Source organism: Xanthomonas sacchari (assembly GCF_040529065.1).
Taxonomy (GTDB): Bacteria; Pseudomonadota; Gammaproteobacteria; order Xanthomonadales; family Xanthomonadaceae; genus Xanthomonas_A; species Xanthomonas_A sacchari.
This window is the reverse complement of record NZ_CP132343.1, coordinates 2,960,380-2,981,428: the sequence shown is the minus strand read 5'-3', so window position 1 is coordinate 2,981,428 and position 21,049 is coordinate 2,960,380. Positions and strand designations below refer to the sequence as shown.

General features: G+C 68.7%; 12 protein-coding genes. 6 read left to right on the top strand and 6 right to left on the bottom strand.

What is annotated here, in order from left to right; all coding sequences use genetic code 11:
* Positions 1-25: 25 nt before the first annotated feature.
* From metH to RAB71_RS12485, 3 genes are all read right to left on the bottom strand, one after another.
* A complete protein-coding gene (metH, locus tag RAB71_RS12495) occupies positions 26-2,788 on the bottom strand; it encodes a methionine synthase (protein ID WP_010341465.1) in 2,763 nt (920 codons plus the stop codon).
* A gap of 73 nt (positions 2,789-2,861) precedes the next feature.
* Positions 2,862-4,007, bottom strand: a complete 1,146-nt coding sequence (locus RAB71_RS12490) for a homocysteine S-methyltransferase family protein (RefSeq protein ID WP_010341464.1) — start codon at positions 4,005-4,007, stop codon at positions 2,862-2,864.
* A complete protein-coding gene (locus RAB71_RS12485) occupies positions 4,004-4,993 on the bottom strand; it encodes a metalloregulator ArsR/SmtB family transcription factor (RefSeq protein WP_010341463.1) in 990 nt (329 codons plus the stop codon). The genes RAB71_RS12490 and RAB71_RS12485 overlap by 4 nt, the downstream gene beginning before the upstream one ends.
* Positions 4,994-5,119: 126 nt before the next feature.
* On the opposite strand from RAB71_RS12485, the gene RAB71_RS12480 reads away from it, so the two are divergent.
* The gene (locus RAB71_RS12480) at positions 5,120-6,268 is read left to right on the top strand and encodes an acyl-CoA dehydrogenase family protein (RefSeq protein WP_010341462.1); all 1,149 of its coding nucleotides are present in this window, start codon (positions 5,120-5,122) and stop codon (positions 6,266-6,268) included.
* A gap of 333 nt (positions 6,269-6,601) precedes the next feature.
* On the opposite strand, the gene RAB71_RS12475 is transcribed toward RAB71_RS12480, so the two are convergent.
* From RAB71_RS12475 to RAB71_RS12465, 3 genes are read right to left on the bottom strand one after another with little or no spacing between them, the layout of a single operon-like run.
* Positions 6,602-9,775, bottom strand: a complete 3,174-nt coding sequence (locus RAB71_RS12475; RefSeq protein WP_010341461.1) for an efflux RND transporter permease subunit — start codon at positions 9,773-9,775, stop codon at positions 6,602-6,604.
* A gap of 12 nt (positions 9,776-9,787) precedes the next feature.
* Complete coding sequence (locus tag RAB71_RS12470) at positions 9,788-11,071, bottom strand: efflux RND transporter periplasmic adaptor subunit (protein ID WP_104609489.1); 1,284 nt, start codon at positions 11,069-11,071, stop codon at positions 9,788-9,790.
* A complete protein-coding gene (locus RAB71_RS12465; protein ID WP_010342499.1) occupies positions 11,068-11,721 on the bottom strand; it encodes a TetR/AcrR family transcriptional regulator in 654 nt (217 codons plus the stop codon). The genes RAB71_RS12470 and RAB71_RS12465 overlap by 4 nt, the downstream gene beginning before the upstream one ends.
* Before the next feature lie 243 nt (positions 11,722-11,964).
* On the opposite strand from RAB71_RS12465, the gene RAB71_RS12460 reads away from it, so the two are divergent.
* From RAB71_RS12460 to RAB71_RS12440, 5 genes are all read left to right on the top strand, one after another.
* Positions 11,965-17,082 carry an NAD-glutamate dehydrogenase domain-containing protein gene (locus tag RAB71_RS12460; RefSeq protein WP_010342500.1) on the top strand — a complete coding sequence of 1,706 codons (5,118 nt, stop codon included), beginning with the start codon at positions 11,965-11,967 and terminating at the stop codon, positions 17,080-17,082.
* 12 nt (positions 17,083-17,094) lie between these two features.
* Positions 17,095-17,985, top strand: a complete 891-nt coding sequence (locus RAB71_RS12455; RefSeq protein WP_316685592.1) for a hypothetical protein — start codon at positions 17,095-17,097, stop codon at positions 17,983-17,985.
* Between the two features lie 225 nt (positions 17,986-18,210).
* A complete protein-coding gene (locus tag RAB71_RS12450; protein ID WP_029562019.1) occupies positions 18,211-18,981 on the top strand; it encodes an NAD kinase in 771 nt (256 codons plus the stop codon).
* Between the two features lie 131 nt (positions 18,982-19,112).
* Positions 19,113-20,078, top strand: coding sequence for a 5'-nucleotidase (locus RAB71_RS12445; RefSeq protein WP_010342503.1), 966 nt, complete (start codon positions 19,113-19,115; stop codon positions 20,076-20,078).
* A complete protein-coding gene (locus RAB71_RS12440; protein WP_010342504.1) occupies positions 20,075-20,887 on the top strand; it encodes a fused MFS/spermidine synthase in 813 nt (270 codons plus the stop codon). Before RAB71_RS12445 ends, RAB71_RS12440 begins: the two co-directional genes overlap by 4 nt.
* Positions 20,888-21,049: the final 162 nt, after the last annotated feature.

Sequence of the window (21,049 nt, the reverse complement as noted above, 5' to 3'; positions counted from 1 at the left end):
GCGCGCAGCGGCGGGGCGTCCCGGCTCACTCCGGATCGTAATCCAGGTTCGACGCCAGCCAGCGCTCGGCCTGTTGCAGCGAGACGCCCTTGCGCCGGGCGTAGTCGGCGAGCTGGTCCTTGCCCAGCCGGCCGACCACGAAGTACTGGCTCTGCGGGTGGCTGAAGTAGTAACCGGACACTGCCGCGGTCGGCAGCATCGCGAAGCTCTCGGTCAGCGACATGTCGGCGTTGCGTCCGGCGTCGAGCAGCGCGAACAGGGTCTGCTTCTCGCTGTGGTCGGGGCAGGCCGGGTAGCCGGGCGCGGGACGGATGCCGCGGTAGCGCTCGGCGATCAGCGCCTCGTTGTCCAGCGCCTCGTCGTCGGCGTAGCCCCAGAACTCGGTGCGCACGCGCTGGTGCAGGCGTTCGGCCAGCGCCTCGGCCAGGCGGTCGGCCAGCGCCTTGAGCAGGATCGCGTTGTAGTCGTCGTGCGCCGCCTCGAAGCGCGCCACGTGGGGCTCGATGCCGATGCCGGCGGTGACCGCGAAGGCACCGATCCAGTCCTGCTTGCCGCTGTCGCGCGGGGCGATGAAGTCGGCCAGGCAGAAGTCCGGGCGCTCGGCGGGCTTGTCGACCTGTTGGCGCAGGAAGTGCAGGGAATGGGGAATGGAGAATCGGGAATGGTCGAGCGACGCAGTCCCACTCGACGATTCCCCATTCCCGTCTCCCGATTGCCGGTCCGTCAGGACCACAACGTCATCCCCGACCGACTGCGCCGGCCACAGCCCGAACACGGCCTTGGCGGTCAGCCATTTCTCGGCGACGATCCGCTGCAGCATCGCCAGCGCGTCCTGGTACAGCTCGCTGGCCTGCTGGCCGACGATCTCGTCGGTGAGGATCGCAGGGAACTTGCCGGCCAGTTCCCAGGCCTGGAAGAACGGGGTCCAGTCGATCAGCGGGACCAGGTCGTCCAGCGGGTAGTCGTCGAACACGTGCAGGCCGGGCTGCCTGGGCGCTGGCGGGGTGTAGGCGTCCCAGCCGCCGTCGAAGCGCTGGCCGCGCGCGTGGGCCAGCGACACCAGGCGCTTGGCGTCGCCGCGGTTCTTGTGGCGCTGGCGGATCTCGGCGTAGTCGGCGTCGTTGGCGGCGACGAAGGCCGCGCGCAGGTCGCGCGAGATCAGCGATTGCGCCACGCCGACCGCGCGCGAGGCATCCTTCACCCAGACCGTCGGCGCCGCATAGTGCGGGTCGATCTTCAGCGCGGTGTGCGCGCGCGAGGTGGTGGCGCCGCCGATCAACAGCGGCATCGAGAAGCCCTGCCGCTGCATCTCGCGGGCGACGTGGGTCATCTCTTCCAGCGACGGGGTGATCAGCCCGGACAGGCCGATGATGTCGGCGTTCTCGGCACGGGCGCGGTCGAGGATGGTCTGGGTGGGTACCATCACCCCGAGGTCGATCACGTCGAAGTTGTTGCAGGCCAGGACTACGCCGACGATGTTCTTGCCGATGTCGTGCACGTCGCCCTTGACCGTGGCCATGATGATCTTGCCGTTGGACTTGCCGGTGTCGCCGCTGCGCAGCTTCTCTGCCTCGATGTAGGGCAGCAGGTAGGCGACCGCCTTCTTCATCACCCGCGCCGACTTCACCACCTGCGGCAGGAACATCTTGCCGGCGCCGAACAGGTCGCCGACCACGTTCATGCCGTCCATCAGCGGACCTTCGATCACGTCCAGCGGGCGCGCGGCCTGCTGCCGCGCCTCTTCGGTATCGACCTCGACGAACTCGTCGATGCCATGCACCAGCGCATGGCTCAACCGCTCGCGCACCGTCTTCTCGCGCCACGCCAGCTTTTCCCGATTCCCGGTTCCCGCATCCCGATTGCCCGCTTTTTTGTAACGTTCGGCGATCTCCAGCAGGCGCTCGGTGGCGTCGCGGCGGCGGTTGAGGATCACGTCCTCCACGCGCTCGCGCAGTTCCGCATCCAGTTCGTCGTAGATCGGCATGCCGCCGGCGTTGACGATGCCAATGTCCATGCCCGCGGCGATGGCGTGATACAGGAACACCGAATGGATCGCCTGGCGCACGGTCTCGTTGCCGCGGAACGAGAACGACACGTTGGAGACGCCGCCGGAGACATGGCAATGCGGCAGGGTGCGCTTGATCTCGCGGGTCGCTTCGATGAAGTCGACCGCGTAGTTGTCGTGCTCCTCGATGCCGGTGGCCACGGCGAAGATGTTCGGATCGAAGATGATGTCTTCCGGCGGGAACCCGACCTGCTCGGTGAGGATGCGGTAGGCGCGGGTGCAGATTTCCACCTTGCGCGCGCAGGTGTCGGCCTGGCCGACCTCGTCGAACGCCATCACCACCGCCGCGGCGCCGTAGCGCAGCACCTTGCGCGCGTGTTCGACGAACTGCGCCTCGCCTTCCTTGAGCGAGATCGAATTGACCACGCTCTTGCCCTGCAGGCACTTCAGCCCGGCCTCGATCACGCTCCACTTGGAGGAGTCGACCATGATCGGGATGCGCGCGATGTCCGGCTCGGACATGATCAGGTTGAGAAAGCGCACCATCGCCTTCTCCGAGTCGATCAGGCCCTCGTCCATGTTGACGTCGAGGATCTGCGCGCCGTTGGCGACCTGCTGGCGCGCCACCTCCACCGCCTCCTCGTAGCGCTCTTCCTTGATCAGCTTGCGGAACTGCGCGCTGCCGGTGACGTTGGTGCGCTCACCGACGTTGACGAACAGCAGGTCCGGGGTCAGCAGCAGCGGCTCCAGGCCGGACAGGCGGGTGTGGCGGGCGGAGGACATGATCAGCGTTCCGGAAACAGGGAGGTGCAGGCGCGCACGCGGGTGGCGACGGCGAGGGTGCGCGCGGCGTTCATCAGGCGGCCTGCGCCTGCGCCGCCAGCGGCACGCGCGGCGCCAGCCCGCGCACCGCCTCGGCGATGGCGCGGATGTGCGCCGGGGTGGTGCCGCAGCAGCCGCCGACCAGGTTCAGCAGCCCGGACTCGGCGAACTCGCGCAGCGTCGCCGCCATTTCCTCCGGCGTCTCGTCGTATTCGCCGAAGGCGTTGGGCAGGCCGGCGTTGGGGTGGGCGCTGACGTAGCCGTCGGCGATCCGCGCCAGGGTCTCCACGTGCGGGCGCAGGTCCTTGGCGCCGAGCGCGCAGTTCAGCCCCACCGACAGCGGCCGCCCGTGCGCGACCGAGGCGTAGAACGCCTCGGCGGTCTGCCCGGACAGGGTGCGGCCGGAGGCGTCGGTGATGGTGCCGGAGATCATCACCGGCAGGCGCCCGCCGCGCGCGTCGAACACTTCCTCGATCGCGTACAGCGCGGCCTTGGCGTTGAGCGTGTCGAAGATGGTCTCCACCATCAGCGTGTCGGCGCCGCCGTCGATCAGGCCGTCGATGGCCTCGCGGTAGGTGGCGCGCAGTTCGTCGAAGCTGGTGTTGCGGAAACCGGGGTCGTTGACGTCCGGGCTGATCGAGGCGGTGCGGCTGGTCGGGCCGAGCACGCCGATCACGAACCGCGGCTTGTCCGGCGTCAGCGCTTCGACCGCGTCGCAGCAGGCGCGCGCGACCTGCGCGCCGGCCTTGTTGAGTTCGTAGACCAGGTGTTCCAGGTGGTAGTCGGCCTGGCTGATCGACGTCGCGTTGAAGGTATTGGTTTCGAGCAGGTCGGCGCCAGCATCGAGGTAGGCACGGTGGATCTCGGCGATCACCTCCGGCCGGGTCAGCAGCAACAGGTCGTTGTTGCCCTTCAGGTCGTGGCCCTGCGGCGCGTGGTCGCAGCCAGGGCCGTGCACGTGCCCGGCCTGCGCGTCGTAGCCCTCGGCGAAGCGCTCGCCGCGATAGTCGGCTTCCTGCAGCCCATGGCGCTGGATCATCGTGCCCATCGCGCCATCGATGATCAGGATGCGCTTGGAGAGGGCCTGCAGCAGTTTCTGCGTGCGCTCCGGGTTCAGCCAGGGCAGGCCCGGGAGTGGGGATTGGGGATTGGGGATTGGTGAAACCGCCGCGCCACTCATGCTCCGGCCTCCGCCTTGGCTTTTGCCTTCTCCACTCCCGAATCCCCATTCCCGATTCCCGGCTTCCCAGCAATCAACGAAATCACTTCGAAGTGCGGCGGGCGCTTCTCGCGGGTCACGGTTTCCAGGCTGGAGACCTCGAGCCCGGCCTTGCCGACGAACTTGCGCAGTTCCTTGGCCGAAAAGCCGAGGTTGACGTGGCCGTAGGCCTGCACCGCGGCCTTGTGTTCGTGGCGCGCCAAACTGCACAGCAGTAGGCGCCCGCCCGGGCGCAGCACCCGCGCCGATTCGCACACCGCCTGCGCCGGCTTGGTGGCGTAGGTCAGGGCGTGCATCATCACCACCAGGTCGAAGCTGGCGTCGGCGAAGGGCAGGGCGTGCATGTCGCCCTCGCGCACTTCCACGTTGCCGAGCCGGCGCAGGCGCTCGCTGGCCGCGGCCACCACCCGCGCGCTGGTGTCGATGCAGACGTAGCGGCGCGCGTGCGGCGCCACCAGTTCGGCCAGCACGCCGTCGCCGGAGGCGATGTCGAGCACGTCGCCGGTTTCCAGCAGCGGCAGGGCCGTGCGCGCCAGCGCTTCCCAGGTGCGGCCGGGCGAATAGTGGCGTTCCATGTCGCCGGCCACCGAGTCGGCCCAGTTCTGGTCGGCGGCGCGGTTGGCCAGCACCGCGGCCACGCGCTCGGCGTCCTGGCGCAGCAGCGGGTCGTCGCTGCCTGTGCTCAGCGCCAGCCACAGCGCACGCTGGGCCGGGTCCAGCAGGGTCTCGTCGAAGCGATAATAGGCCGACACGCCGGCGCGGCGGTCGCGCACCAGCCCGGCTTCCTTGAGTTTGGCCAGGTGGGTCGAGACCCGCGGCTGCGCCAGGCGGGTGATGGCCGACAGCTCGGCCACGGTCAGCTCCTCCTGCTCCAGCAGCGCCAGCAGGCGCACGCGGGTGGCGTCGGCGAAGACCTTCAGCCGGGACGACCAGTCCTCCAGATCCATAAATATCTTCCTATCGCGATATAGAGATATTTTGGTCCGGGCGGCGGTTCCGGTCAAGTTGCACACGCCAGCGTATGGTCGGCACGGCTACAATGGCCGCACCAACAAGCCCGGGAGGGGTTCGACGTGGATTTCAGCTTTACCGAAGAGCAATTGATGATCCAGGACGTGGCGCGGCGCATCGCCCAGGAGCGGATCGCCCCCAGCGCCGAGCACCACGACCGTACCGGCGAATTCCCGCTGGAGAACATCCGCCTGCTGGGCGAGAACGGGCTGATGGGCATCGAAGTGCCGGAGGAATACGGCGGTGCCGGCATGGACCCGATCGCCTACGTGCTGGCGATGGTCGAGATCGCCGCAGGCGATGCCGCCCATTCGACCATCATGTCGGTCAACAACTCGCTGTTCTGCGCCGGCATCCTCAAGAACGGCAACGAGGAGCAGAAGCAGAAATACGTGCGCGCCATCGCCGAGGGCCGCGAGATCGGCGCCTTCGCGCTGACCGAGCCGCAGTCCGGCTCCGACGCCACCGCGATGCGGTGCCGCGCGGTGCGGCAGGACGACGGCAGCTTCGTCATCAACGGCAAGAAGAGCTGGATCACCTCCGGCCCGGTCGCCAAGTACATCGTGCTGTTCGCGATGAGCGAGCCGGACAAGGGCGCGCGCGGCATCACCGCCTTCGTCGTCGACACCGACAAGCCGGGCTTCCACCGCGGCAAGACCGAGCCCAAGCTGGGCATCCGCGCCTCGGCCACCTGCGAGATCGAGTTCCAGGACTACGTGGCCAGCGCCGACGAGGTGCTTGGCACGCCGGGCGAGGGCTTCAAGATCGCGATGAGCGTGCTCGACGCCGGCCGCATCGGCATCGCCTCGCAGGCGATCGGCCTGGCCCGCGCCGCCTACGAGGCGACCCTGGAGTACGTGAAGGAGCGCAAGGCGTTCGGTTCGCCGATCGGCGCGTTCCAGATGACCCAGGCCAAGATCGCCGACATGAAGTGCAAGCTGGACGCGGCGCTGCTGCTGACCTTGCGCGCGGCCTGGCTGAAGGGGCAGGGCCAGCGCTTCACCACCGAGGCCTCGGTGGCCAAGCTGACTGCCTCCGAGGCGGCGATGTGGATCACCCACCAGGCGGTGCAGATCCACGGCGGCATGGGCTATTCCAAGGAGATGCCGCTGGAGCGTTACTTCCGCGATGCCAAGATCACCGAGATCTACGAAGGCACCAGCGAGATCCAGCGCTTGGTGATCGCGCGCAACGAGACTGGGCTGCGGTGAAGCCGTGAGTCGGGAGTCGGGATTTGCCGGTTCCCGAATCGGTTGAGGGATCAGGAGAAGCGGCCGCGAGGCCGCTTTTTCTTTTCGCGGAAAAGGGATGAGCGGCGTTCGGGCTGCAATGCGTCGGGACTGAAGTCCCTCCCACAAGGAGCGCTCAGCCTTCAATGAGCGCTCCGCCTGCATGGGGTGTTGGGTCGCGCTTCCCGACCAGATTCCCGGACAACAAAAAAGCGGCCTTGCGGCCGCTTTTGTTTGTTTCTACAGAGAGGCATCAGGACCGGGAGTGGGGCTCGCCTTACGAATCCCCACTCCCGAATCCCCAATTCCCGCCCCTCAGCGATCCGGCTGATGCCGCGACAGGCCCGCTTCCTGCATCTGCGTGAACTCCTTCGACGGCTCGTCCAGCTTGTCGCCGAGCATGCGCCGCACCATCACGAAGAACAGCGGGATGAACAGCACGCCCAGCACGGTGGCGAACAGCATGCCGCCGATCACGCCGGTACCGATGGCGTGGCGGGCGTTGGCGCCGGCGCCGGTGGAGATCGCCATCGGCAGCACGCCGAGGATGAACGCGAACGAGGTCATCAGGATCGGGCGGAAGCGCAGGTGCGCCGCTTCGGCCGCGGCCTCGCGCAGGGTCTTGCCCATCGCCCGCTGCTCCACCGCGAACTCGACGATCAGGATCGCGTTCTTGGCCGCCAGGCCGATCACCGTGATCAGGCCGATCTTGAAGTAGATGTCGTTGGGCAGGCCGCGCAGCAGCGAGAACGCCACCGCGCCGAGCACGCCGATCGGCACCACCAGCAGCACCGACACCGGGATCGACCAGCTTTCGTACAGCGCAGCCAGGCACAGGAACACCACCACGATCGACAGCACCAGCAGCAGCGTCGCGGTATTGCCGGCGATGATTTCCTGGTACGACATGCCGCTCCAGTCGAAACCGAAGCCCGGCGGCAGGTCGTTGTTGACGATGTCCTCCATCGCGCTCATCGCCTGGCCGGAGCTGCCGCCCGGCGCCGGGTTGCCGACGATGTTGACCGCCGAGTAGCCGTTGTAGCGGCTCAGCGAGGGCGAGCTGTAGATCCAGTCCGAACTCACCACCGTGCTCAGCGGGATCATCTGCGGCAGGCCGCTGCTGTCGGTGGACGTACTGCTGGGCACGTAGAAGTTGCGCAGCGACTCCGGACCGGTGCGGAACGGCGCGTCGGCCTGCATGTTGACGCGCTTGATGCGGCCTTCGTAGAAGAAGTCGTTGACGTACACCGGCGCCAGCATCAGCTGGATCGACTGATAAATGTCGCTCACCGACAGGCCCATCGACTGCGCCTGCACGCGGTCCACCTTCAGCTGCAGCTGCGGCGAGTTCTCCAGGCCGTTCGGACGCACGCCGGCCAGCGCGTTCTGGCGCTGCGCGGCCTTGCCGAGCACGATGTTGCGCGCCTGCAGCAGGGCTTCCTCGCCCTGGCCGCTGCGGTCCTGCAGCCACATGTCGAAGCCGCCGAACTGGCCCAGGCCCTGCACGGTCGGCAGGTTGACCACGAAGATCTGCGCGTCCTTGATCCCGTAGAACATGCCGTTCAACTGCTGGATCAGGTCGCCTGCGGCGATGTCGCGCTCGTCCCAGGGCTTGAGCCGGATGAAGCCCATGCCCACGTTCTCGCCGCGGCCCAGGAAGCTGAAGCCGGCCACCTGCAGCATGCCTTCGACCGCCTTCTGCTGCTGCAGCACGCCGCGCATCTGCGCGAACACCTCGTTGGTGCGGGTCTTGGTCGCACCCGGCGGCAACTGCACGATCGCCAGCGCGAAGCCCTGGTCCTCTTCCGGCAGGAAGCTGCCCGGCATGCGCGTGAACAGGAAGCCGCACAGCACCAACAGCAGCGCGAACACCGCCATCCAGCGCGGCGCGCGGCGGATGGTGCTGCCGACCGCGCCGACGTAGCGATGCGACAGCTTGTCGTAGTACTTGTTGAAGGTGCGGTAGACCCAGTTCGGGTTGTCGTTGTGGGTGGGCTTGAGGAACGCCGCACACAGCGCCGGGGTGAAGCTCAGCGCCAGGAACGCCGAGAACGCCATCGACATGGCGATGGTGATCGCGAACTGCTTGTAGATCGCGCCGGCCGCGCCCGGCTGCATCGCCGAGGGGATGAACACCGCCGCCAGCACCACGGTGATCGCCACCACCGCGCCGGTGATCTGGGTCATCGCCTTGTGCGTGGCCGCCTTCGGTGCCAGGTGCTCCTCGGACATGATGCGTTCGACGTTCTCGATCACCACGATCGCGTCGTCGACCACGATGCCGATCGCCAGCACCATCGCGAACAGGGTCAGCTGGTTGATGGTGAAGCCGATCGCCCACATGCCCAGGAAGGTGCCCAGCAGCGCCACCGGGATGACCAGGGTGGGGATGATGGTGGCGCGGAAGTTCTGCAGGAACACCAGCATCACCAGGAACACCAGCACGATCGCCTCGGCCAGGGTCTTGACCACTTCCTCGATCGAGATCTTGACGAAGGTGGTGCTCTCGTACGGCGTGAACCAGGTGACGCCCTGCGGGAAGCTGGGCTGCAGCTCGTCCATCTTGGCCTTGACCGCCGCCGACACGTTCAGTGCGTTGGCGCCCGGCAGCAGCTGGATGGCGAAGGCGCCGGTGGGCTTGCCGTTGTACTGGGTGTCGAAACCGAAGTTGGTCGGGCCGAACGCGACCCGGGCCACGTCCTTCAGCCGCACCACGGTGCCGTTGCCGTCGGCGCGCAGGATGATGTTCTCGAACTGCTCGGGCGAGGTGAAGCGGCCCTCGGCGCTGACCGTGGCGGTGAACGACTGGCCCTGCGGCGCCGGATCCGAACCCAGCGAACCGGCCGCGAACTGCACGTTCTGCGCGCGGATCGCGGTGTACACGTCGTTGGCGGACATGTGGTAACCCTGCAGCTTCTCAGGGTTCAGCCAGATGTCCATGGCGTATTCGGCACCGAACTGCTGGGTGCTGCCGACGCCGGGCACGCGCGAGATCTGCTCCAGCACGCGCGACCCGACGATGTCGTTGAGCGCGTCGCGGTCGATCGACGGGTTGTCCGAACGCAGCGCGATCACGCTGAGGAAGCCGGCGTTGGCCTTGGCCACCACCACGCCCTGCGCGGTCACTTCCGAGGGCAGGCGCGGGGTGGCCAGCGACACCTTGTTCTGCACCTGCACCTGGGCGATGTCCGCGTCGGTGCCGGTCTCGAAGGTCAGGGTGATGGTGGCGGTGCCGCTGGAGGACGACGACGAGCTGAAGTACAGCAGGTGATCGATGCCGGTCAGCTGCTGCTCGATCACCTGGGTGACCGAGCGTTCGGTGGTGCTGGCGCTGGCGCCGGGATAGGTGGCGGTGACGGTGACCTGGGGCGGGGCGATCGAGGGATACGACTCGACGCCGAGATTGAGGATGGCGATCACGCCGCTGAGCGAGATCAGGATCGCCACCACCCAGGCGAAGACCGGGTGTTCGATGAAGAACTTAGGCATGGGGGGAGTCCGTTACTGCTTCGGCTGGTCGGAATGCGAGGCGGCGTCCGGCGTGTCGCCGTGCGCTGCGCCCTGCGCCGGGGCGGCGCCCTTGGCCGGCGCCGCGGCGCCTTGCGCGCCCTGGCCGGGAGCCGCGCCGGCACCCGGGCCCTGGCCCTGGGCGGCGGCGTTCGGGTCCCACGGCTTGGCCACGGCCGGTGCGCCTTCCTTGACCTTGGGCAGGCCGCTGACCACGACCTGGTCGCCGCTCTGCAGGCCGCCGCTGACGATCCACTTGTCGCCCTGCTGGCCGGCCGTGGTCAGGTCCTTGCGCACCACCTTGCCGTCCTTGCCCACCACCATGGCGTAGGGGCCCTTGGCGTCGCGCAGCACGGCCGCCTGCGGGATCAGGTACACGTCCTTGCGCTCGCCCAGATTGGCCGCAAAGCTGACGAAGGCGCCCGGCAGCAGCACCCGGTCCGGGTTCGGCAGCAACGCGCGCAGCGTCACCGAGCCGGTGCTCGGGTCGACCGCGGCGCCGGAGAAGTCCAGGGTGCCGGCATGCGCATAGGTGCTGCCGTCGCCGAGCTTGATCTGCACGGTGGACTTGTCCTCGGCGTTGAGGGCGACGTTGCCCTCGGTCTGCGCCTGGCGCAGCTGCGCCAGTTCGTCGGCGCTCATCGAGAAGTTGACGTACAGCGGGTCGAGCTGGTCGATGGTGGTCAGCAGGGTGCTGTCGCCCTGGCCGACCAGCGCGCCCTCGGTGACCTGCTGCTTGCCGGCGCGGCCGGCGATGGGCGCGGTGACGGTGGCGTAGCCGAGGTTGATGCGCGCGGTTTCGACCGCCGCACGGGCCTGCTGCACCGAGGCGGCGGAGCTGCGCTCGGTGGCCTCGGCGTTGTCCAGGTCGGACTTGGACACGTAGGCCTGCGGCGCCAGGCTGCGCGCGCGGGCGGCGGCGGCCTTGGCATTGGCGTAGGTGGCTTCGGCCGCGGCCAGCTGGCCCTGTGCCGAGGCCAGGGTCGCCCGCAGCGGCGCCGGGTCGATCTGGAACAGCGGCTGGCCTTCCTTGACGTCGGTGCCTTCGGTGTACAGGCGCTTTTCCAGCACGCCGGCCACGCGGGCGCGCACATCGGCGCTGCGGAACGCGGACAGGCGGCCGACCAGGTCGCGCTGCAGCGGGACGGTCTGCGGCTGTGCCTGCAGCACGCCCACTTCCGGCGGCGGCATGGCCTGCTGCTGCTCCTGTTTCTTGCAGGACGCCAACACCACCACGACGGCGCAGGCCAGGGCGAGAGAACGCAACGGGGAGGTCATCGGGTGGTACTCCGGTCTGGTTTTGTAGAAGGAAGGGAAGGGGTGGCGGCGAACGCGCGCAAAAAGCCGTCCACGGCGAACTCGGCCCAGGCGCGCTGTGCGGCGGCGTCGCCGCGATGCGCGCTGTGGAAGCGCTGACGCTCGAAATCCATGCCGACGATCATGCTCAACAGCAGTTCGGCCATGAAGTGCGGATCGTCATGCCGGAGCTGGTCGCGGGCCATGGCGCCGCGCAGGCATTCGCCCAGGCGCTGCATCAGCGCACCGGCGCTGTCGCGGAACATGGCGCGCGCTTCGTCGGGGAAGTGCCGCGACTCGGCGGCGATCAGCTGGCAACTCTGCAGCACTCGCGGTTCCGACAACTGCTCCAGGTATTCGCAGGCGAAGCGCAGCAGGCTGCCGCGCAGGTCGTCCTGCACCGGCTCCAGGTGCGCGGTGGCCAGGTCCAGGTGATCCTGCATCGCCCGCCGCAGCAGGCCCTGCTTGCTGCGGTAGCGGCTGTACAGGGTCTGCTTGGAGCAGCCGGCGCGTGCGGCCACCGCCTCCATGCTCAGGCCCATGCCTTCCTCGGCCAGCAGCTCGCGCACGGCGGCGTACACGCGCTGGTCGCGCGCTTGGCGCTGTGCGGCAGAGGCGAGGGGGGTGTTCATCGATTGTGGACTATACCGTCCAGTTTAGAATTGGAACAGCCTTGACACCGGCGCGTTCTTGTTGACAACAGCCCGGTCAGGGAAAGCATGGTGACCGCCGCGTGACGACGATGTTTGTAGACACTTTGCGTGATCTGGCGCGTCGTCTTCGCCACGCCCTCGGTTTGCGATGCAGCAAGGTAGTTGAACGAGGCACCGGTACAATTCGCGCTTTCCCATCGAGCATCGCTGCTGCTCTCCGTCATGAAACCCAAACACGCCGCTTCCCGTTCCAAATCCTCGGCCGCCACCCGCACCTCCGCGACCCCGTCCGCCACCAAGCCGGCCAAGGCGCCTGCCAAGACCAAGGCGGCCGCCAAGCCTGCAGCCAAGCCCGCCGCCCCGCGCAAGGCCGCGACGCCGCCCAAGCTGGCCGCGACCGTTCCGGCCACGGCCAAGGTGATCGACGCGGCGCCGGTCGCTAGCGGTTTCAGCCTGACCCCGGTGTTCGCGGCGCTGCGCAAGCGCTATCCGGCCGCGCGCCAGGACGAGGCGCAGACGTTCGCCGAGGAGTTCTACAAGCGCATGGAGGAGGACGAGTTCCCCCACCACAGCGCGCAGGAGTGGGCGGCGCTGGCCGCGTCGATGCTGGAATTCGCGCGCAAGCGCAAGCCGGGCACGGTCAACGTGCGGGTGTTCAATCCGAACCTGAAGGACGACGGCTGGGAGTCGTCGCACACGGTGCTGCAGATCGTCAACGACGACATGCCGTTCCTGGTCGACTCGGTGAGCATGGCGCTGGCGGAACTGGGCATCGGCGTGCACGTGCTGGGCCACCCGGTGCTGCGCATGCAGCGCGACAAGGGCGGCACGCTGGAAAGCGTGGGCGAGGGCAAGCCGGAGTCGCTGATGGCGCTGGAGATCGACCGCCAGCCGCCGGAGGACATGGCGCAGGTGGAAGCGGCGATCCGACGCATCCTCGGCGAGGTGCGCAACATCGTGCGCGACTGGAGCAGCATGCGCGAGAAGATGCTGGCGCTGGCCGACGACCTGACCACGCGGCGCCTGCCGGTGGACGACAAGGGCCGGCGCGAGGCGCAGGAATTCCTGCGCTGGGCCGCGGCCGACCATTTCACCTTCTTCGGCTACCGCGAATATCGGGTGGAGAAGCAGGGCGGCGAAGACGTGCTGGCGCCGCTGGAGGACAGCGGCCTGGGCCTGCTGCGAGGGCAGGACAAGTCGCCGGCGCGGCCGGTGCGCACGCTGGCCGCGCATGGCCTCAGCGAGTCCGGCACCAAGGAAGCGCTGATCCTGACCAAGACCAACGCGCGCTCGCGGGTGCACCGCAGCGGCTACATGGACTACATCGGCGTGCTGGAGTTCGACGCCAAGGGCCGCATCGTCGCCGAGCAGCGCTTCCTCGGCCTGTTCACCTCCAGTGCCTACAACCGCCGCCCGTGGGAGATCCCGTTGGTGCGCGAGCGCTTCGACTCGGTCATGCGCAAGTCCGAGCTGACCCCGAGCAGCCACAGCGGCAAGGCGCTGCGCCACATCCTGGAGACGCTGCCGCGCGAGGAACTGTTCCAGTCCAACGAGGACGAGCTGTACCGCACCGCGATGGGCATCCTCGGCCTGCAGGAGCGGGTGCGCAGCCGCCTGTTCCTGCGCCGCGACAAGTACGGCCGCTTCATTTCCGCGCTGGTGTACATCCCGCGCGAGCGCTTCAACACCGACGTGCGCCTGCGCATCGAGGCCTTGCTGAAGGACGCGCTGCACGGCGAGTACATCGATTCCAACGTGGTGCTGGGCGAGTCGCCGCTGGCGCAGCTGCACATGATCGTGCGGCCCAAGCCCGGCGAGGCGCTGGAGTTCGACACCACCGAACTGGAATCGCGCCTGGCGCACCTGCTGCGCAACTGGCACGACGACCTGCGCGAGGCGCTGGTGGCCAGCCGCGGCGAGCGCGACGGCCTGCGCCTGGCCGCCGGCTATGGCCGCGCGCTGCCGGCCGGCTACATCGAGGAGTCGACCGCGCAGATCGCCGCGCGCGACGTCGAGCGCCTGGCCGCGCTGCGCGGTCCGGAAGACCTGCACCTGAGTCTGCAGGCCCTGCGCCGCGACGGCGCCGACAGCCTGCGCCTGAAGCTGTACCGCCAGCATGACGACCTGCCGCTGTCGGACGTGCTGCCGATGATGGAAAACCTGGGCCTGCGGGTGATCTCCGAGCGCCCGTACCGGTTGGTGGTGGATGGCACGCCGCTGTCGATCCAGGATTTCGAGGTCGAGCCGCTGGCCGGCAGCATCGACGTGGAGGCCGCCGACGCGCCGCTGTGCGAGGCCTTCGTGCGGATCTGGCGCGGCGATGCCGAGAACGACGGCTTCAACCGCCTGATCGTCGGCGCCAGCCTGAGCTGGCGCCAGGTCGCGGTGCTGCGCGGCTACTGCAAGTACCTGCTGCAGACCGGCGTGCCGTTCTCGCAGGCCTACGTGGAAGAAACCTGCAACCGCTATCCGCTGCTGGCGCGGCTGCTGGTGGAACTGTTCGAGGCGCGCTTCGACCCGGCCACCGGCAGCGAGAGCAAGGCGCAGATCGCCGAGGGCCAGGCCGCGCTGGCGGCGCAGCTGCGCCTGCTGGCCAACGGCGACGAAGCCGCGCTGAAGGCGCTGCAGCCGGTGATCGATGCGCGCAGCGGCAATCGCGAGGCGCAGCTGGAGGCGGTCTCGGCGGCGCTGCTGAAGCTGTTCGACCAGGTGGCGAGCCTGGACGAGGACCGCATCCTGCGCAGCTTCAAGGGCGTGATCGAGGCGACCCTGCGCACCAGCCACTACCAGCGCAGCGCCGACGGCGGGCTGGGCCACTGCATCAGCTTCAAGCTGGATTCGGCCAAAGTGCCGGACCTGCCCAAGCCGCGTCCGTACCGCGAGATCTTCGTGTATGGCCCGCGCGTGGAGGGCGTGCACCTGCGCTTCGGTGCGGTGGCGCGTGGCGGCCTGCGCTGGTCCGACCGGCGCGAGGACTTCCGTACCGAGGTGCTGGGCCTGGTCAAGGCGCAGATGGTCAAGAACACGGTGATCGTGCCGGTCGGCGCCAAGGGCGGCTTCTTCTGCAAGCGCCCGCCGGTCGGCGGCGACCGCGATGCGGTGCTGGCCGAGGGCATCGCCTGCTACAAGCTGTTCATCCAGGGCCTGCTGGACATCACCGACAACATCGTCGGCGGCAAGATCGTGCCGCCGCCGCAGGTGGTGCGCCACGACCAGGACGACCCGTACCTGGTGGTCGCCGCCGACAAGGGCACGGCCACCTTCTCCGACATCGCCAACGGCCTGGCGCTGGACCACGGCTTCTGGCTGGGCGATGCGTTCGCCTCCGGCGGCTCGGTCGGCTACGACCACAAGGGCATGGGCATCACCGCGCGTGGCGCCTGGGAGTCGGTCAAGCGCCATTTCCGCGCGCTGGGCCGCGACTGCCAGAACGAGGACTTCACCTGCGTGGGTATCGGCGACATGTCCGGCGACGTGTTCGGCAACGGCATGCTGCTGTCGCGCCATATCCGCCTGCTGGCCGCGTTCGACCACCGCCACATCTTCCTGGACCCGAACCCGGACGCGGCGGCGTCCTTCGCCGAGCGCGAGCGCCTGTTCAAGCTGCCGCGCTCCAGCTGGGCCGACTACGACGCCAAGCTGATCAGCGCTGGCGGCGGCATCTATCCGCGCACGCTCAAGTCGATCGAGATCAGCGCGCCGGTGCGCGAGGCGCTGGGCCTGGAGCCGGGCGTCAAGCAGCTCTCGCCGAACGACCTGATGAACGCCATCCTCAAGGCGCCGGTGGACCTGTTCTGGAACGGCGGCATCGGCACCTACGTCAAGGCCGCCAGCGAAACCCACGGCGACGTCGGCGACCGCGCCAACAACGGCCTGCGCGTCAACGGCGGCGAACTGCGCTGCAAGATCGTGGGCGAGGGCGGCAACCTCGGCCTGACCCAACTCGGCCGCATCGAGGCCGCGCAGGTCGGCGTGCTGCTCAACACCGACTTCATCGACAACTCGGCCGGCGTGGACACCTCCGACCACGAGGTCAACATCAAGATCCTGCTCAACGACGTGGTGCAGGCCAAGAAGCTGACCCTGGAGGCGCGCAACAAGCTGCTGGCGTCGATGACCGACGAGGTCGCCGAGCTGGTGCTGTGGGACAACATCCGCCAGAACCAGGCGCTGAGCCTGATGGAGCGGATGAGCGTCAAGCGCCTGGGCTCCAAGCAGCACTTCATCCGCACCCTGGAAGCGCAGGGCCTGCTCGACCGGCAGATCGAATACCTGCCCTCGGACGCGGAGATCTCCGCGCGCAAGGCGCGTGGCCAGGGCCTGACCCGGCCGGAACTGGCGGTGCTGCTGTCCTACTCCAAGCTGGTGGCGTTCCAGCAGTTGCTGGAATCGGACATCCCCGAGGACCCCTACCTGTCCAAGGAACTGCAGCGCTACTTCCCGCAGCCGCTGCAGAAGAAGTACGCCGACGCGATGGAGCGGCACCGCCTCAAGCGCGAGATCATCGCCACCGCGGTGACCAACACCACCATCAACCGCATGGGCGCCACCTTCCTGATGCGCATGCAGGAAGACACCGGCCGCAGCATCGCCGAGGTCGCCAAGGCCTACACCATCAGCCGCGAGACGCTGGATGCGCGCGCGCTGTGGACCCAGATCGACGCGCTGGACGGCAAGGTGCCCGAGTCGGTGCAGATCGACGCGCTGGAAGTGATCTGGACGCTGCAGCGCGCCTTCGTGCGCTGGCTGTTGTTCCGTCCGGGCCCGATGCCGGGCATCACCGCGGCGGTGGAGCGCTACTACGAGCCGTTCAACGACATCCGCGTCGCCTCCGGCGTGCTGCCCGATTCGCAGCGTCCGCGCTACGAGGCCCTGGTGCAGGAGTGGCAGGACAAGGGCCTGCCGCCGGCACTGGCGCAGCAGCTGTCGGAACTGCGCTTCCTGGAGCCGGCGTTCGACATCATCGAAATGGCGCGCACCCGTAAGCTCAAGCCGGTGGAAGTGTCCAAGGTGCACTTCCGCCTGGGCGAGGCGCTGCAGTTGCCGTGGCTGTTCGAGCAGATCGACGCGCTGGAGGTCAACGGCCGCTGGCATGCGGTGGCCCGCGGCGTGCTGCGCGACGAACTGGCCAAGCACCACAGCGCGCTGGCCGGCCAGGCGCTGAGCCTGCCGGGCGGCACCGCCGAGGCCAAGGTGCAGCACTGGCTGCAGCGCGACGACAGCAGCCTGCGTTTCACCCTGAGCATGCTGCAGGAGCTGGCCGCGCAGAAGACCCTGGACTACCCGACGGTGTCGGTGGCGGTGCAGCGGTTGGGCCAGTTGGCGGCGCACGGCGTCTGAGGTCGTGTGTCGATGGCCAGGTCCGCGCTCGCGGACCTGGCCCACGGCGGTACTGCGTCATCGCGTGGTACCGCCTGGCGGGTCGCCTGCGTCCGCGGCGACACGCCCTTGTCGGATGCGCCGCATTGCGCTGTTGCTCGCGTCGATTGCCAGATCGGCAACACCCCGCTGCTGTCGACCGCGCTGCGCACGGCAGGGCGATTCTGTAAAGCTAGCCGATCCCATCCGTGTCATGCGGCGCGCATTCGCCCGCAGCGCCTTCTTTCGAGACGCATCATGTGGTTCCTGGCCATCCCCGCGCTGATCCTGTTGTGGATCGTCATCCAGGCACGGCAGCCCCCGCTGGAGGTGCGGCTGCAACAGGCAATGCAGCAGGCGCGACAGGGCGACCTGAGGCGCTTGCGCGCCCTGTCCAGGGCATCCGTTGGCGATGCGGCCTATGCGCTGTTTCTGCAGCTGGACGCCCAGGGCGAGCAGGCCGCGGCGCTGGCCGCACTGAAGCGCGCGGTGCATGCCCGCACCTGGCTGGACATCTGTGGCTGCAGCGTGGCCTTGCGCGAGTATGGCCGTCGTCGTTTTCTGGGCGTGGGCGCCACGCCTGACCACGCCGCGCTGCTGGCCGAATGGAGCCGTCCCGGCTGGTGCGCGGGCGCTGGCTGGGAGCCCGAACTTGCCTGGATCCAGGCCTGCGGCCCGCAGGCGTGCCGGGACGAGGCACGCGCCTGGTACTGGCTGTGCCTGGCCGATGCGCGCAAGCAGGAGGGTATGGGCGAGATCAGGTCGGTGGAACTGGCGCAGCAGGTGCGGGCGCATCTGACCCCGCTGGTGCCGGCGCCGGTGCGCCAGGCGACGCAGGAGCAGGCCGCGCGCACCGCGCGCGACGATTACCTGTCCGGCAGATAGGCCGGACCGCGCGACAAGGCCCGGTCGCAGGCCCGGTTCGCAATCGCCGGGACTGCGGACGCGTTCTGGCGCAGGGGACGATCGCAAGCGCAGCGCAGGCGCACGCGCCATCCGCGGCGAGCGCAGACAGCGCCATCGCTGCGACCGCAAATAGGTGTCGCCGGTACGCTTGCGCGCGCCAGTCATGGCGCCGCGGGTATGATCGGGGCCATGAATGCTTCCGTCCTGCCGTCCTCGCCCCGCATCTGTTTCCTCGCCAGCGTCGCGCCGGAGGCGCAGCACGCGCGCGAACAGTTGGTGACACGCTACGGCGACTGCGAGCCGGCCGACGCCGACGTGCTGTGCGCGCTCGGCGGCGACGGCTTCATGCTGCAGACCCTGCATCGCCACGGCAGCCTGGGCAAGCCGGTGTTCGGCATGAAGCTGGGCACGGTCGGTTTCCTGATGAACCAGTTCCGCGACGACGACCTGGTCGCGCGCCTGGCGCTGGCCGAACCGGCCAAGCTGCGGCCGCTGGAAATGCTCGCGCAGACCGAATCCGGCGCCACCACCGGCTCGCTGGCCTACAACGAGGTTTCGCTGCTGCGGCAGACCCGCCAGGCCGCGCACGTGAGCATCGACCTCAACGGCCAGACCCGCGTGGACGAACTGATCTGCGACGGCGTGCTGGTGTCCACCCCGGCCGGCAGCACCGCCTACAACTCCTCCGCGCACGGACCGATCCTGCCGCTGGGCTCGCACACCCTGGCGCTGACCCCGATCGCCCCGTACCGGCCGCGGCGCTGGCGTGGCGCGATCCTCAAGGCCGACATCGAAGTGCGCTTCCGCGTGCTGGACCCGTACAAGCGCCCGGTCAGCGTCACCGCCGACTCGCACGAGACCCGCGACGTGGTCGAAGTCACCATCCGCGAATCCCGCGACCGCCTGGTCACCCTGCTGTTCGATCCGGAGCACAACCTGGAGGAGCGGATCTTGAGCGAGCAATTTATGGTGTAGGGGCGGGGATTCGGGAGTCGGGATTGGGGATTCGTAACAGCGCACCGCTTTCTCTGATTCCTCTGTGCACCTTCCGATCCCTTTGCCCGCTTTTGCCAATCCCCAATCCCCACTGCCGAATCCCTGCTCTCATGTCCGACAACTCCCCCCGTCTGCTCACCGTCGCGGTCACCTCGCGCGCCTTGTTCGATCTGGAAGAGGGCCATGCCCTGTTCGAGCGGGAGGGGGTGGAGGCGTACAGCGCGTATCAGCGCGAGCGCGAGGACGATGTGCTGACGCCCGGGGTGGCGTTTCCGGTGGTGCGCAAGCTGCTGGCGCTGAACCAGGGCACGCCGCCGGAGACGCCGCCGGTGGAGGTGATCCTGCTCTCGCGCAATTCCGCCGACACCGGGCTGCGCATCTTCAATTCGATCCAGCACTACGGCCTGGGCATCGTGCGTGCCACCTTCACCTCCGGCGAGGCGACCTGGCCCTACGTCAAGCCGTTCGGCACCGACCTGTTCCTGTCGGCCAACCCGGAGTCGGTGCGGCGCGCGCTCAGCCATGGCATCGCCGCGGCGACCATCCTGCCCAAGCCGCCCGGCGAGCACGCGCAGGAAGCGGCCGCGGCGGCTGGCGCGATCGACGCCGACCGCCTGTCCACGCAGCTGCGCATCGCCTTCGACGGCGATGCGGTGATCTTCGGCGACGAGGGCGAGCGGTTCTCGCGCGAGCAGGGCGTGGAGGCGTTCGGTCGCTACGAACGCGAGAACGCGCGCGAGCCGCTGACCGGCGGGCCGTTCCGCAATTTCCTGTCGGCACTGCATGCGCTGCAGTCCGCGTTTCCGGCCGGCGAAGCCTCGCCGATCCGCACCGCGCTTGTCACCGCACGCTCGGCGCCGGCGCACGAGCGGGTGATCCGCACCCTGCGCGAATGGGGCGTGCGCCTGGACGAGGCGCTGTTCCTCGGCGGCCGCCACAAGGGCCCGTTCCTGCAGGCGTTCGGCGCTGACATCTTCTTCGACGATTCGCAGCACAACATCGACAGCGCTGCCCGCGAGCGCGTCGCCGCCGGGCATGTGCCGCACGGGGTCGCCAACGACATCGCCAAGCCGTGAGTGCGGCGCCCGGCGGCGGCCGCTGGGCCGCGCTGCGCCGCCTGCTGCGGCAGGGAGCGGACGCGCCTGCCGACCTGCGTCCCGGACAACCCTACGTGCGTCATGGCTGGCGCTACACCAGCCTGCAGTTCAAGGGCGAAGTGACCCAGAGCCGCATGTACACCTGGTGGCCGGACGTGCTGCAGGTCGGCTACACCCGCAGCATGCTTGGCGCGCTGCTGCTGCGCCCGGATCCGCGGCGGATCGGCATCGTCGGCCTCGGCGGCGGTTCGCAGGCCAAGTTCTGCTATCGGCACCTGCCGCAGGCGCGGATCGAGGCGATCGAGGCCGATGCCGACGTGCTGGCCCTGCGCGCGGCGTTCCGCATTCCGGACGACGACGCGCGCTTCGAGGCCGTGCACGGCGACGGCGCGCGGTTGCTGCGGCAACGGCGCGACCGCTACGACCTGCTGCTGCTCGACGCCTACGACGCCGACGGCATCCCGGCCGCGCTGCTCAGCCGCGGCTTCTACAAGGACTGCCACGCGGCGCTGGTACCGGGTGGGGTGCTGGCGGTGAACCTGTACGATACCGACACCCGCCGCCATCTGACGCATCTGCGTGCGCTGTTCGGCGGCCGCGTGCTGCGCCTGGACGAGCCGCAGATGGACAACCACGTGGTGTTCGCCTGGACCGGCGCGCTGCCGGCTCTGGACGCGCACGCGGCCCTGGCACGCCTGCCGTGGTCGGCACGCTGGCAACTGCGCACGCCGTTCCGGCGCGTGCAGCAGGCGCTGGCGGGCAGGACGGGGTCGGGCGCGCCGCGCTAGGCGAGGACTGGCGGTATCGGGTCACTGGGTTGCGCCTGTATCGTTCGCACACGGCGCCTGCCTGACGTTGCACGCCATTGCTGGCAACACGTTGCGCTCAGGTGCGATTTGCAAGAATTCCCGCTCGTTTGATGGAAGAGTCCGCGCATCGATGCGTCCGCA

Bases quoted from the DNA above. Each gene is read 5' to 3' on its own strand.
- RAB71_RS12475 (WP_010341461.1), bottom strand. From the start codon at position 9,775: ATGCCTAAGTTCTTCATCGAACACCCGGTCTTCGCCTGGGTGGTGGCG.
- RAB71_RS12455 (WP_316685592.1), top strand. From the start codon at position 17,095: ATGGCCAGGTCCGCGCTCGCGGACCTGGCCCACGGCGGTACTGCGTCA.
- RAB71_RS12445 (WP_010342503.1), top strand. From the start codon at position 19,113: ATGTCCGACAACTCCCCCCGTCTGCTCACCGTCGCGGTCACCTCGCGC.
- RAB71_RS12490 (WP_010341464.1), bottom strand. From the start codon at position 4,007: ATGAGTGGCGCGGCGGTTTCACCAATCCCCAATCCCCAATCCCCACTC.
- RAB71_RS12485 (WP_010341463.1), bottom strand. From the start codon at position 4,993: ATGGATCTGGAGGACTGGTCGTCCCGGCTGAAGGTCTTCGCCGACGCC.
- RAB71_RS12470 (WP_104609489.1), bottom strand. From the start codon at position 11,071: ATGACCTCCCCGTTGCGTTCTCTCGCCCTGGCCTGCGCCGTCGTGGTG.
- RAB71_RS12465 (WP_010342499.1), bottom strand. From the start codon at position 11,721: ATGAACACCCCCCTCGCCTCTGCCGCACAGCGCCAAGCGCGCGACCAG.
- metH (WP_010341465.1), bottom strand. From the start codon at position 2,788: ATGTCCTCCGCCCGCCACACCCGCCTGTCCGGCCTGGAGCCGCTGCTG.
- RAB71_RS12460 (WP_010342500.1), top strand. From the start codon at position 11,965: ATGAAACCCAAACACGCCGCTTCCCGTTCCAAATCCTCGGCCGCCACC.